The 11,868-nt window shown below is 67.2% G+C and carries 12 protein-coding genes; 4 read left to right on the forward strand and 8 right to left on the reverse strand.

The genetic code is table 11. The features are described 5' to 3' along the window. The first annotated feature begins 153 nt into the window (after window positions 1-153). A complete protein-coding gene (locus HMPREF3014_RS34675; RefSeq protein ID WP_003084968.1) occupies window positions 154-579 on the forward strand; it encodes a YybH family protein in 426 nt (141 codons plus the stop codon). A gap of 1 nt (window position 580) precedes the next feature. On the opposite strand, the gene HMPREF3014_RS16570 is transcribed toward HMPREF3014_RS34675, so the two are convergent. The 6 genes from HMPREF3014_RS16570 to epd all read right to left on the reverse strand — a co-directional run bounded on the left by HMPREF3014_RS16570 (window position 581) and on the right by epd (window position 5,317). Further along, window positions 581-1,063: a hypothetical protein gene (locus HMPREF3014_RS16570; RefSeq protein WP_009875763.1), complete on the reverse strand. Its 483-nt coding sequence runs from the start codon at window positions 1,061-1,063 to the stop codon at window positions 581-583. Window positions 1,064-1,128: 65 nt separating this feature from the next. Continuing rightward, window positions 1,129-2,193 (reverse strand): class II fructose-bisphosphate aldolase, encoded by a 1,065-nt coding sequence (gene fba, locus HMPREF3014_RS16575; protein ID WP_003084964.1) that lies wholly within the window; start codon window positions 2,191-2,193, stop codon window positions 1,129-1,131. 119 nt (window positions 2,194-2,312) lie between these two features. Beyond that, window positions 2,313-2,654 (reverse strand): MliC family protein, encoded by a 342-nt coding sequence (locus HMPREF3014_RS16580; protein WP_003113229.1) that lies wholly within the window; start codon window positions 2,652-2,654, stop codon window positions 2,313-2,315. Window positions 2,655-2,813: 159 nt separating this feature from the next. Beyond that, the gene (locus HMPREF3014_RS16585) at window positions 2,814-3,014 is read right to left on the reverse strand and encodes a hypothetical protein (protein WP_003084961.1); all 201 of its coding nucleotides are present in this window, start codon (window positions 3,012-3,014) and stop codon (window positions 2,814-2,816) included. 72 nt (window positions 3,015-3,086) lie between these two features. Next, on the reverse strand, window positions 3,087-4,250 hold the full coding sequence (locus HMPREF3014_RS16590) for a phosphoglycerate kinase (RefSeq protein ID WP_003084960.1): 1,164 nt from the start codon (window positions 4,248-4,250) through the stop codon (window positions 3,087-3,089). 5 nt (window positions 4,251-4,255) lie between these two features. Further along, window positions 4,256-5,317 carry an erythrose-4-phosphate dehydrogenase gene (epd, locus tag HMPREF3014_RS16595; RefSeq protein WP_003084958.1) on the reverse strand — a complete coding sequence of 354 codons (1,062 nt, stop codon included), beginning with the start codon at window positions 5,315-5,317 and terminating at the stop codon, window positions 4,256-4,258. 202 nt (window positions 5,318-5,519) lie between these two features. On the opposite strand from epd, the gene otnI reads away from it, so the two are divergent. Then, window positions 5,520-6,317, forward strand: coding sequence for a 2-oxo-tetronate isomerase (gene otnI / locus HMPREF3014_RS16600; protein ID WP_003113230.1), 798 nt, complete (start codon window positions 5,520-5,522; stop codon window positions 6,315-6,317). Here the strand turns inward: otnI and HMPREF3014_RS16605 are convergent. Together HMPREF3014_RS16605 and tkt are read right to left on the reverse strand one after the other, a co-directional pair. Beyond that, window positions 6,298-7,362: a hypothetical protein gene (locus tag HMPREF3014_RS16605; protein ID WP_003101600.1), complete on the reverse strand. Its 1,065-nt coding sequence runs from the start codon at window positions 7,360-7,362 to the stop codon at window positions 6,298-6,300. The genes otnI and HMPREF3014_RS16605 overlap by 20 nt on opposite strands. Then, window positions 7,362-9,359 (reverse strand): transketolase, encoded by a 1,998-nt coding sequence (gene tkt / locus HMPREF3014_RS16610; protein ID WP_023086923.1) that lies wholly within the window; start codon window positions 9,357-9,359, stop codon window positions 7,362-7,364. The genes HMPREF3014_RS16605 and tkt overlap by 1 nt, the downstream gene beginning before the upstream one ends. Before the next feature lie 246 nt (window positions 9,360-9,605). Between tkt and HMPREF3014_RS16615 the strand changes: the two genes are divergently transcribed. Further along, window positions 9,606-10,607, forward strand: coding sequence for an ArsR/SmtB family transcription factor (locus HMPREF3014_RS16615; protein WP_003113231.1), 1,002 nt, complete (start codon window positions 9,606-9,608; stop codon window positions 10,605-10,607). 15 nt (window positions 10,608-10,622) lie between these two features. Beyond that, on the forward strand, window positions 10,623-11,813 hold the full coding sequence (metK, locus tag HMPREF3014_RS16620; RefSeq protein ID WP_003084948.1) for a methionine adenosyltransferase: 1,191 nt from the start codon (window positions 10,623-10,625) through the stop codon (window positions 11,811-11,813). Window positions 11,814-11,868: the final 55 nt, after the last annotated feature.

Here is an 11,868-nt window from a genome sequence, read left to right on the forward strand (position 1 = left end):
AAAGCCTTGCGCGGCGTGGCTCGCAGCCATTGGTCAGGGGCTTCGTGGACCTCTCGGGGAAGAGGCTATTGTCGATCCGAAGGCCCACCCGACGACCAGGGTAAAAGCATTCCGGCACACGCCGGCATCCCCCGCCACAACCAGGAGTCAGCCATGAGCAGCGAAGTCAGCGCCATCCGCCAATTGATCGAAGACTGGCGAGCCGCCGTCCGCGCCAGCGACGTTCCGCGCATCGTCTCGTACTACGCGGAGGACATCGTCGCCTTCGACGCCATCCTGCAATTGCAATTCAAGGGGCGCGACGCCTACCAGAAGCACTGGCAGGCCTGCACCGAGATGTGCAAAGGACCGATGACCTTCGATATCGCCGAACTGCAGATCCATGCCGACCAACAGGTCGCCTTCGCCCACTACCTCTGCCACTGCGGCGGCACCGGCCCGGACGGCAAGCCGCACTCCTCGTGGATGCGGGTCAGCGCCGGCTACCGCAAGCAAGGCGACGGCTGGAAGGTGATCCACGAGCATTTCTCGGCGCCGTTCGACATGGACGGCAAGGCGCTGTTCGACCTGCAGCCCTGACTCAGCGCCGCGCGGCGGTCGTCGCCGGGTCGCCGCAGCGTTTCACTGCGCGAGGGCTGAGCAGCGAGCAAGGCTTGCCGACCAGGTAGCTGCGGTAGACCTTCAGCAGCATAGCCTGGCTGTAGCGGCAACCCTTGCCGCTCTTGCGCAGGCAGGGGCTCTCGAACTCGAAGCGACCGTTGACCGGCTCGGCCAGCTGGATGCGCAACGCCGGCCAGGTGGAGCGTTGCGGCGCCGGCGGGGTTTCCAGTTGGCGGCCGTCGCGCACCACCAGTTCGCCGCCGGCCTCTGCATAGTCGAAGACGAACAGCAGGGTGCGCGAAGTCTTGGTCGTGCAGTCGCTGCGCGCCAGGCAATCCTGCGGGTCGGCGGGATCGCGCGCTACGCTCGGCGACGCGGCCTCCTCGACGTCGCGGGACGGCGCGTGCAGGCCAGCGCAACCGGCCAGCAGCAGGAACGGCAGGGTAAGGAGCCAGCGGCGCATCGGATTTCCCCGGGGCGGATCTGCAAGAGCCCCGACCAGCGGGGCTCCCGTTCGAACGAAGGCGCTTAGTTGACCTTCGGATCCAGCTCGCCGCGAGCGTAGCGCTGGAACATGCCTTCCAGGGAGATCGGCTTGATCTTGGAAGCGTTGCCGGCGGTGCCGAAGGCTTCGTAGCGAGCGATGCAGATGTCGCGCATGGCCTCGACGGTCTTGGAGAAGTATTTGCGCGGGTCGAACTCGCTCGGGTTCTGCGCCAGGAAGCGGCGGATGGCACCGGTGGAAGCCAGGCGCAGGTCGGTGTCGATGTTCACCTTGCGCACGCCATACTTGATGCCCTCGACGATTTCCTCGACCGGCACGCCGTAGGTCTCTTTGATCTCGCCGCCGTACTCGTTGATGATCGCCAGCCAGTCCTGCGGTACCGAGGAAGAGCCGTGCATCACCAGGTGGGTGTCCGGGATGCGCGCGTGGATTTCCTTGATGCGCTGGATCGACAGGGTGTCCCCGGTCGGCGGCTTGGTGAACTTGTAGGCGCCGTGGCTGGTGCCGATGGCGATGGCCAGGGCGTCGACCTTGGTCTTCTTCACGAAGTCGGCGGCTTCTTCCGGATCGGTCAGCAACTGGCTGTGGTCCAGCACGCCTTCCGCGCCGACGCCGTCTTCCTCGCCGGCCATGCCGGTTTCCAGGGAACCCAGGCAGCCCAGCTCGCCTTCCACGGACACGCCGCAGGCATGGGCGAACGCCACGGTCTGCTGGGTCACGCGGACGTTGTAGTCGTAGTCGGCAGGGGTCTTGCCGTCTTCACGCAGGGAGCCGTCCATCATCACCGAGCTGAAGCCCAGCTGGATGGAACGCTGGCAGACGTCGGGACTGGTGCCGTGATCCTGGTGCATGACCACCGGGATGTGCGGGAATTCTTCGATCGCGGCGAGGATCAGGTGGCGCAGGAAGGGCGCGCCGGCGTATTTGCGAGCACCGGCGGAAGCCTGGACGATCACGGGCGAATCGGTCTTGTCGGCCGCTTCCATGATGGCGCGCATCTGCTCGAGGTTGTTGACGTTGAAGGCCGGCACGCCGTAGCCGAATTCGGCGGCGTGATCCAGCATCTGGCGCATGCTGATGAGTGCCATGGTTCTCGTATCTCCCAATCGCGGGGTCGTTCAGTGATTCAGAAGCCTGCCGCAGGGGCAGGCCCGGTTCAAGTTCCTTGCGAGGAGCGGTCGCGGCGCCGCGCCCCTGCCGGCGCGACTCAGCGCGCCTTGCAACCGCGACCGATGAGGTCGTCGGTTTCGACCCAGTACACCAGGCCTTCGTCGTTCTCCAGGTGGAAGCCCAGGCGTCCGTCGCTATAGAAAGCGCCGACGGCCGCAGGTTCCTGCTCCAAGTGGTGGACCACGTCGTCCTCGTCCTTCAGGCGCAGGTCGACGATGTTCTTGCTGCCGTCGATATAGCGCCATTCGATCACCGCCTTGCTGTCGCAGGTCCAGCGGGTCCAGTCCTTGCCGCCCGGCTTGCCGGAGGAAGCGGAGCAGCCGGCCAGCAGCGCCGCGGCGGCGAAGCCGCCGAACAGGGCGATACGCGAGTAGTTCATGTCCATCCTCCATCCGTGCGGAACGCTCCACCGCACCTCGCCGGGCCGCAAGCGGCCCGCGCGGCGGCCGGCTGGCCTTGCCTGTCACAGGAAAGGCGCAATGCTACTGCGTACGCTGGCGAATCCCCAGCCCTTTCCGTAGAAACTGGCAGAAAAGCACTACGGGCATTCCACCGGCTTTTGTCCGGCGGTCGGATCGCCGCTGCTCTGCTGCTCGACCCGCTGGCGGTTCTGCTCGGTCGGCACCATCACGTCCGGCGGACTGATCACCTCGCAGGTGCTCGGGCGTCGACCGCCATCGCCGCTACAGGCGGCCAGGCCCAGGCAGAACATCAGGAGTGGCAAGGTTACGGAACGCATGGGGCACCTCCTTTTTTCGTCGTCCTCAAAGGTGTGACCCCCGAGGACGGCGAATGGTTTGCCCCGTCTGCGTCAGCCCTTGGCGCGCTGCTCCAGGATTTCCACGGCCGGCAGGACCTTGCCCTCGACGAACTCGAGGAACGCGCCGCCACCGGTGGAAATATAGGAGATCCGCTCGGCGATGCCGTACTTGTCGATCGCCGCCAGGGTATCGCCGCCGCCGGCGATGGAGAACGCCGCGCTATCGGCGATGGCATTGGCCAGGGTACGGGTGCCCTCGCCGAACTGGTCGAACTCGAACACCCCGACCGGACCGTTCCACAGGATGGTCTTCGAGGTCTTCAGCAGCTCGGCGAACTGCGCGGCGGTCTGCGGGCCGATGTCGAGGATCATGTCGTCGTCGGCGACCTCGGCGATGGCCTTGACGGTCGCCACGGCGCTCTCGGCGAATTCCTTGGCCACCACCACGTCCACCGGCAGCGGCACCTTGACCTTGGCGGCGATAGCCTTGGCGGTCTCGACCAGGTCGGCCTCGTACAATGACTTGCCGACCTTGTGTCCGGCCGCGGCGAGGAAGGTGTTGGCGATGCCGCCGCCGACGATCAGTTGGTCGCAGATGCCGGCCAGGCTGTTCAGCACGTCGAGCTTGGTGGAAACCTTGGAGCCGGCGACGATCGCCGCCATCGGCCGCGCCGGGTTGCCCAGCGCCTTGCCCAGCGCGTCCAGTTCGGCGGCCAGCAGCGGGCCGGCGGCGGCGACCTTGGCGAACCTGGCCACGCCGTGGGTCGACCCCTCGGCGCGGTGGGCGGTACCGAAGGCATCCATCACGAACACGTCGCACAGTGCGGCGTACTTCTGCGCCAGCTCGTCAGCGTTCTTCTTCTCGCCCTTGTTGAAGCGCACGTTCTCGAACAGCACCAGGTCGCCCGCCTTGACCTCGACGCCGTCGAGGTAGTCGGCCAGCAGCGGCACTTCGCGGCCCAGGGCCTTGGACAGGTACTCGGCCACCGGCTTCAGGCTGTTCTCGGCGGAGAACTCGCCCTCGGTCGGACGGCCCAGGTGCGAGCAGACCATCACCGCCGCGCCCTTCTCCAGGGCCAGCTTGAGGGTCGGCAGGGCGGCCTTGATCCGTGCATCGCTCTGCACCTGGCCGTCCTTCACGGGCACGTTGAGGTCCTCGCGGATCAGCACGCGCTTACCTTTGAGGTCGAGGTCAGTCATCTTCAACACGGTCATGACAATCAGTCCTTGGGTACTTGTTGATCAGGCACGGCGGCGCGCAGGTAGTGTCCGGCGACGTCGAGCATACGGTTGGCGAATCCCCATTCGTTGTCGAACCAGGCCAGCAAGTTGACCAGGCGAGGCCCGGAAACGCGGGTCTGGCTGCCATCGACGATGGCCGAATGGGGGTCGTGGTTGAAATCGCAACTGGCGTGCGGCAGCTCGGTATAAGCCAGCAGTCCGCGCAGCGGGCCGCTTTCGGCAGCCTCGCGAAGCACCCGGTTGATCTCGGCGGCGGAGGTGTCGCGGGAAGTCTGCAGGGTGATGTCCAGCGCCGAGACGTTCACCGTGGGCACGCGTATGGCTTTGGCCTGGATGCGCCCGGCAAGTTCCGGCAACAGGCGTTCGATGCCGCGCGCCAGACCGGTGGACACCGGGATCACCGACTGGAACGCCGAACGGGTACGGCGCAGGTCCTCATGGTGGTAGGCGTCGATCACCGGCTGGTCGTTCATCGCCGAGTGGATGGTGGTGATCGACACGTATTCCAGGCCGATCGCCTCGTTCAGCAGCTTGAGCAGCGGCACCCCGCAATTGGTCGTGCAGGAGGCGTTGGAGACCAGCGTTTCGCGGCCGCTGAGGTCCTGCTGGTTGACCCCATAGACGATGGTGGCGTCGATGTCCGCCTCGCTCGCCATCGGCTGCGAGAACAGCACCCGCGGCGCGCCGGCGCGGAGGAAACGCTCGGCCTGGGCGCGGTTGGTGTACTGGCCGGAGCACTCCAGCACCAGGTCGACCCGCAGCGCCTGCCAGTCGATGGCCTCCGGAGTCGGGCTACGCAGCACCTTCACGCAATCGCCGTTGATGTGCAGGCAGTCGCCGTCGACCTTCACTTCGCCGGGAAAGCGGCCATGGGTGGAGTCGAAGCGGGTCAGGTACTCGACGCTGGCCTGGTCGGCCAGGTCGTTCAGCGCGACGATCTCGAAGCCCAGTTGCTCCGGGCGCTCGTGCAGCGCGCGCAGGACGCAGCGGCCGATACGGCCATAGCCATTGAGCGCGACGCGAAAAGGCGGGGTGGACATCGGCAGGGATAGCTCCGGCAAGGGGCCAGTGAAAGGCGCCAATTATGCGGGGGATGGGCCCGCCTGGGAACCGTCCGCGACCCGCGCGCCGCGGCGACGGCTCGCGTGCAGGCGCTGAAACGATTCATGCGACACCTGGCTGGCGCGACCGCGTTCCGTTGTGCAAGGCTCGCCCGCATCTACCGACCGCCAGGAGCGCCAGATGCCCCGCTTCGCCGCCAACCTCAGCATGCTCTACCCCCGCCACGACTTCCTCGAACGCTTCGCCGCCGCCGCGGCGGACGGCTTCGAGGGCGTGGAGTACCTGTTCCCCTATGCCTACCCTGCGGCCGAACTGAAGGCCCGGCTGGACGACCACGGCCTGCGCCAGGTGCTGTTCAATGCCGCACCCGGCGACTGGGACAAGGGCGAGCGCGGCCTGGCCAGCCTGCCGGGGCGCGAGGCCGAATTCCGCCGCGCCATCGCCCAGGCCATCGACTATGCCCAGGTCCTCGGCAACCGCCACATCCATGTCATGGCCGGACTGCTGCCGGCCGGCGCCGACCGCATCCGCCACCGCGAGACCTACCTCGACAACCTCGCCCATGCCGCCCGCGAGGCCGCCGGTGCCGGGCTGACGGTGCTCATAGAGCCGATCAACAACCGCGACATGCCGGGCTTCTTCCTCACCCGCCAGGACGACGCCCAGGCCATCTGCCGCGAGGTCGGCGCGGACAACCTGCAGGTACAGTTCGACTGCTACCACTGCCAGATCGTCGAGGGCGACCTGGCCACCACCCTGCGTCGCGACATCGGCAATATCGGCCACGTCCAGATCGCCGGGGTACCCGACCGCCACGAGCCGGATGACGACAACGAAGTGAACTACCCCTACCTGTTCGAGCTACTCGACCGGCTCGGCTACCAGGGCTGGATCGGCTGCGAGTACCGTCCGCGCGGCGACACCTCGGCAGGCCTGGAATGGCTGCGGCGCTGGCGCGCTACTCGACGCGACGGATGATCGGCTCCAGCGCGTCCAGACGCTCGCGGGCGGCCAGCCAGTCGCGCACTTCCGCGCACCACTGTTCTTCCTTCAGCACCGCGCGGGCACGGGTCAGCACTCGCGGCCAGGGACGGTCGTCGAACAGGCGCAACAGCACCTGGTTGAGCTGTTCGCTATCCAGCGGCCGGCGTCCACGGCGCACCGGCGCGTCGACCCGCTGCGCCAGCGATTGCAGCACCCGTTCGCGCTGCGCCGTATCCACCGGCATCGGCTGCTCGTCGTAGGCACAGAGCACCAGGATCTCCGGCGCGACGTTCTCCAGCAGGCCGGCGCGCAGCCGGCAGTGGCCATCGAGGATCACGCAGGCATCCAGGCAGTTCAGGCGCAGCGCCAGCACCGGCGGCAGCTCGCCTTCGCGGGCCTTCTTGCGCCACCACTTGACCCGCCCCTCGTCATCCTCGACCCGGCGCAGGGCGATCAGGGCGTCGTTGTCGCGCCCCCACCAGTCGAGCCACTGCACCCAGTCGTCGTCGAGGACCTTCTCCAGGCTGTAGAAGCGCCAGTCCGGCAACAGTGCGTCGCGCCCGACGCTGCGGTAGCGCCAGCGTTCCAGCACCCGTTCGCGCGGATCGTGGCTCTGCGGTGGCTGCCAGGCGGGCACCTGCTCGGCGAGCGACAGGCGCAGCAACCAGCGCCCGGCCTCCAGGCAACTGCCCGGGCTGGTACGCAGGGTCTCGACGAAATAGCGGCTCCAGGCCTTGTAGCGGGCCTCGCCGCGCAGGCCGCGCAACGCTTCCAGGGTCGGCGAGTCGATGGGCGGCACGCTGGCCTGCGCCGGGCTCGCCGCGACCAGGCTCTTCACCAGCCAGATGCCATCGTGGTACGGCAACTGGGTGGCCCAGAGCAGCGGCTGATCGCCACGCATCAGGCGAATGCGGGCCTGGCCGCCGGATTGCAGATGAAGGAAAGAGGGCGCCCGATGGGCGCCCTCCACCTGGACCGCGAGGCCCAGCCATTCGCCATTGGCGGGGCTTTCGAGGTCCCGCCAGTAGAGCGTGTGCATCAGTCTTCCAGCAGCTCCTCGGCCACCGCCAGGACGTTGTCCAGGGTGAAGCCGAAGTGCTCGAACAGCGCCGGGGCCGGCGCCGACTCGCCGAAGCTGGTCATGCCGATGATGCGCCCGTCGAGACCGACGTACTTGTACCAGTAGTCGGCATGGGCGGCCTCGATGGCGATGCGCGCGCCGACTTCCACCGGCAGCACGGACTGCTTGTAGGACTCGTCCTGCTGCTCGTAGACGCTGGTGCATGGCATCGATACCACGCGGACCTTGCGGCCCTGCTCGCTGAGCTTGTCGTAGGCCTGCACGGCCAGGCCGACTTCCGAACCGGTGGCGATCAGGATCAGTTCCGGCTCGCCTTCGCAGTCCTTCAGCACGTAGCCGCCGCGGGCGATGTCGGCCACCTGGGCGACGTCGCGCGCCTGGTGCGGCAGGTTCTGGCGGGAGAAGATCAGCGCGGACGGACCGTCGGCGCGCTCGATGGCATGCTTCCAGGCCACCGCCGACTCGACCGCGTCGGCCGGGCGCCAGGTGTCCAGGTTCGGGGTCAGGCGCAGGCTGGCCAGTTGTTCGATCGGCTGGTGGGTCGGGCCGTCCTCGCCGAGGCCGATGGAGTCGTGGGTGAACACGTAGAGCACGCGCTGCCTCATCAGTGCGGACATGCGCACGGCGTTGCGCGCGTATTCCATGAAGATCAGGAAGGTCGCACCGTAGGGAATGAAACCGCCGTGCAGGGCGACGCCATTCATGATCGCGCTCATGCCGAATTCGCGCACGCCGTAGAACACGTAGTTGCCGGCAGCGTCGTCGGCGCTGACGCCCTTGCAGCCCTTCCACAGGGTCAGGTTGGAGCCGGCCAGGTCGGCGGAACCGCCGAGCAGCTCCGGCAGCAGCGGGCCGAAGGCGTTCAGCGCGTTCTGGCTGGCCTTGCGGCTGGCGATGGTCTCGCCCTTGTTGGCGACGTCGGCGACGTAGGCCGCGGCCTTCTCGGCGAAGTCGGCCGGCAGCTCGCCCTTCAGGCGGCGCAGCAATTCGGCGGCCAGTTCCGGATGGGCAGCCTGGTAGGCGGCGAAACGCTTGTTCCACTCGGCTTCCTGGGCGGCGCCGGATTCCTTGGCGTCCCACTCGGCGTAGATCTGCGCCGGGATCTCGAACGGAGCGTGCTCCCAGCCCAACGCGGCGCGGGTCGCGGCGATCTCGTCGGCGCCCAGCGGCGCGCCGTGGCACTCTTCCTTGCCCTGCTTGTTCGGCGAGCCGAAACCGATCACGGTCTTGCAGCAGATCAGGGTCGGCTGGTCGCTCTTGCGCGCGGTATCGATGGCGGTCTTGATCTCGTCGGCGTCATGCCCGTCGACGTTGCGGATCACTTGCCAGCCATAGGCCTCGAAGCGCTTCGGGGTGTCGTCGGTGAACCAGCCGTGGACCTCGCCGTCGATGGAAATGCCGTTGTCGTCGTAGAAGGCGATCAGCTTGTTCAGGCGCAGGGTGCCGGCCAGCGAGGCGACCTCATGGGAAATGCCTTCCATCATGCAGCCGTCGCCGAGGAAGGCGTAGGTGTAGTGGTCGACCACCGCGTGGCCGTCGCGGTTGAACTGGGCGGCCAGGACCTTCTCCGCCAGCGCCATGCCCACCGCATTGGCGATGCCCTGGCCGAGCGGACCGGTGGTGGTCTCGACGCCGGCGGTGTAGCCGTACTCCGGGTGGCCCGGGGTGCGCGAGTTGAGCTGGCGGAAGTTCTTCAGGTCCTCGATGCCGAGGTCGTACCCGGTGAGGTGCAGCAGGGAGTAGATCAGCATCGAGCCGTGGCCGTTGGACAGCACGAAGCGGTCGCGGTTGGCCCACTGCGGGTTGCTCGGGTTGTGCTGCATGTAGTCGCGCCAGAGGACCTCGGCGATATCGGCCATGCCCATCGGGGCGCCCGGGTGGCCGCTGTTGGCTTTCTGCACGGCATCCATGCTCAGTGCACGGATGGCATTGGCTCGCTCACGACGGCTGGGCATCGCAATTCTCCTACGGGGGTTGCTGGTCGGAAAACCAGGAGTGAAAAAAAGGGCGCCATTTTCGCCCACCGAAGGCCCAAGGGGCAATGACAGATCGGCAGGGGGACAGTATGTCGCTGCCGACCGGTTTTGCCAGAAGCCTGGCGCAGCCGGATTGCAATTGCGCGACGGCCACCCGTCATCAATATCAAAAATTTTTGATACAGGCATTGCCGGGGTTCGGACCCGGTACTAGACTGCGCCTCCATGAGCCTTCGCGTGCCTTCGATACGACCAGACGACTACGACCCGCTCGCCGCGCTGTGCAAGGCGGCTGGCGACTCGCTGCGACTGAATGTGTTGCGCGCCCTGGCCAACGATTCGTTCGGCGTGCTGGAGCTGGCGCAGATCTTCGCCATCGGCCAGTCGGGCATGAGCCACCACCTCAAGGTGCTGGCCCAGGCCGGGCTGGTGGCGACGCGCCGCGAGGGCAACGCGATCTTCTACCGACGTTCGCTGCCCCTGGCCGAACGCACCGGCGGCGCGCTGCACGCGGCGCTGCTGGAGGAAGTGGACGAACGGGCGCTACCCGACGACGTGCGGGCGCGGATCGATGCCGTGCACGCCCAGCGCGCGGCGGTCAGCCAGGACTTCTTCGCCCGCGCGGCGGACAAGTTCCAGGCCCAGCAGGACCTGATCGCAGGACTGCCGCAATACCGTGAGAGCGTGTTGGCCTTGCTCGACGCACTGGCCTTCGCCCCCGGCGCCACGGCGCTGGAGGTCGGCCCGGGGGACGGCGGATTCCTGCCGGAACTCGCCAGGCGTTTCCGCCAGGTCACGGCGCTGGACAACAGCGCGGCGATGCTGGAACTGGCGCGCCAGCGCTGCAAGGAAGAAGGATTGGGCAACGTCCGCCTGGAATTGGCCGATGCCCTGCAGGACGCCGCCGAACCGGCCGATTGCGTGGTGCTGAACATGGTCCTGCACCACTTCGCCGCGCCGGCGGAGGCGCTGAAACAGTTGGCCCGCCTGGTCCATCCGGGCGGCAGCCTGCTGGTGACGGACTTGTGCCGGCACAACCAGGGCTGGGCCAGGGAGGCCTGCGGCGACCTCTGGTTGGGTTTCGAACAGGAGGACCTGGCCCAGTGGGCCGACGCCGCAGGGCTCACGCCCGGCGAGAGTCTTTACATTGGTTTACGCAATGGCTTCCAGATCCAGGTCCGGCACTTCGCCAGGGATGCATCCGAAAGCCGCCTCACCCACCGGTAATGTAGGAACCGATTGATGAGCGAATATTCCGTTTTCACCTCCGAGTCCGTGTCCGAAGGCCATCCGGACAAGATCGCGGACCAGATCTCCGACGCGGTGCTGGACGCCATCATCGCCAAGGACAAGTACGCTCGCGTGGCATGCGAAACCCTGGTCAAGACCGGCGTGGCGATCATCGCCGGTGAAGTCACCACCTCCGCCTGGGTCGACCTGGAAGAGCTGGTGCGCAAGGTCATCATCGACATCGGCTACGACAGCTCCGACGTCGGCTTCGATGGCGCCACCTGCGGCGTGCTGAACATCATCGGCAAGCAGTCGGTGGACATCAACCAGGGCGTCGACCGGGCCAAGCCGGAAGACCAGGGCGCCGGCGACCAGGGCCTGATGTTCGGCTACGCCAGCAACGAGACCGACGTGCTGATGCCGGCGCCGATCTGCTTCTCCCACCGCCTGGTCGAGCGCCAGGCCGAGGCGCGCAAGTCCGGCCTGCTGCCATGGCTGCGCCCGGACGCCAAGTCCCAGGTGACCTGCCGCTACGAAGGCGGCAAGGTGGTCGGCATTGATGCGGTGGTGCTGTCCACCCAGCACAACCCGGAAGTCTCCTATAACGACCTGCGCGACGGCGTGATGGAGCTGATCATCAAGCAGGTGCTGCCGGCCGAGCTGCTGCACAAGGACACCCAGTTCCACATCAACCCGACCGGCAACTTCGTGATCGGCGGCCCGGTCGGCGACTGCGGCCTGACCGGACGCAAGATCATCGTCGACTCCTACGGCGGCATGGCCCGCCACGGCGGCGGCGCGTTCTCCGGCAAGGACCCGTCCAAGGTCGACCGCTCCGCCGCCTACGCCGGCCGCTACGTGGCGAAGAACATCGTCGCCGCCGGCCTCGCCGAGCGTTGCGAGATCCAGGTTTCCTACGCCATCGGCGTGGCCCAGCCGACCTCGATCTCGATCAACACCTTCGGCACCGGCAAGGTCAGCGACGAGAAGATCGTGCAACTGGTCCGCGAGCACTTCGACCTGCGCCCGTACGCGATCACCAAGATGCTCGACCTGCTCCACCCGATGTACCAGCCGACCGCGGCCTACGGCCACTTCGGTCGTCATCCGTTCGAGCTGACCGTGGACGGCGATACCTTCACCGCGTTCACCTGGGAGAAGACCGACAAGGCCGCTCTCCTGCGCGACGCCGCCGGCCTCTGAGCGACCGCGCGATGAAAAAGCCCCGCTTCGGCGGGGCTTTTTCGTTTCCGGCAGG

This window comes from Pseudomonas sp. HMSC065H01 (genome assembly GCF_001815235.1).
Taxonomy (GTDB): domain Bacteria; phylum Pseudomonadota; class Gammaproteobacteria; order Pseudomonadales; family Pseudomonadaceae; genus Pseudomonas; species Pseudomonas aeruginosa.

Excerpts from the sequence above, each read along its gene's own strand:
- metK (WP_003084948.1), top strand. The coding sequence starts at position 10,623 with ATGAGCGAATATTCCGTTTTCACCTCCGAGTCCGTGTCCGAAGGCCAT.
- fba (WP_003084964.1), bottom strand. The coding sequence starts at position 2,193 with ATGGCACTCATCAGCATGCGCCAGATGCTGGATCACGCCGCCGAATTC.
- epd (WP_003084958.1), bottom strand. The coding sequence starts at position 5,317 with ATGTCCACCCCGCCTTTTCGCGTCGCGCTCAATGGCTATGGCCGTATC.
- HMPREF3014_RS16570 (WP_009875763.1), bottom strand. The coding sequence starts at position 1,063 with ATGCGCCGCTGGCTCCTTACCCTGCCGTTCCTGCTGCTGGCCGGTTGC.
- HMPREF3014_RS34675 (WP_003084968.1), top strand. The coding sequence starts at position 154 with ATGAGCAGCGAAGTCAGCGCCATCCGCCAATTGATCGAAGACTGGCGA.
- HMPREF3014_RS16585 (WP_003084961.1), bottom strand. The coding sequence starts at position 3,014 with ATGCGTTCCGTAACCTTGCCACTCCTGATGTTCTGCCTGGGCCTGGCC.
- HMPREF3014_RS16615 (WP_003113231.1), top strand. The coding sequence starts at position 9,606 with ATGAGCCTTCGCGTGCCTTCGATACGACCAGACGACTACGACCCGCTC.
- HMPREF3014_RS16605 (WP_003101600.1), bottom strand. The coding sequence starts at position 7,362 with ATGCACACGCTCTACTGGCGGGACCTCGAAAGCCCCGCCAATGGCGAA.
- HMPREF3014_RS16590 (WP_003084960.1), bottom strand. The coding sequence starts at position 4,250 with ATGACCGTGTTGAAGATGACTGACCTCGACCTCAAAGGTAAGCGCGTG.
- tkt (WP_023086923.1), bottom strand. The coding sequence starts at position 9,359 with ATGCCCAGCCGTCGTGAGCGAGCCAATGCCATCCGTGCACTGAGCATG.
- HMPREF3014_RS16580 (WP_003113229.1), bottom strand. The coding sequence starts at position 2,654 with ATGAACTACTCGCGTATCGCCCTGTTCGGCGGCTTCGCCGCCGCGGCG.
- otnI (WP_003113230.1), top strand. The coding sequence starts at position 5,520 with ATGCCCCGCTTCGCCGCCAACCTCAGCATGCTCTACCCCCGCCACGAC.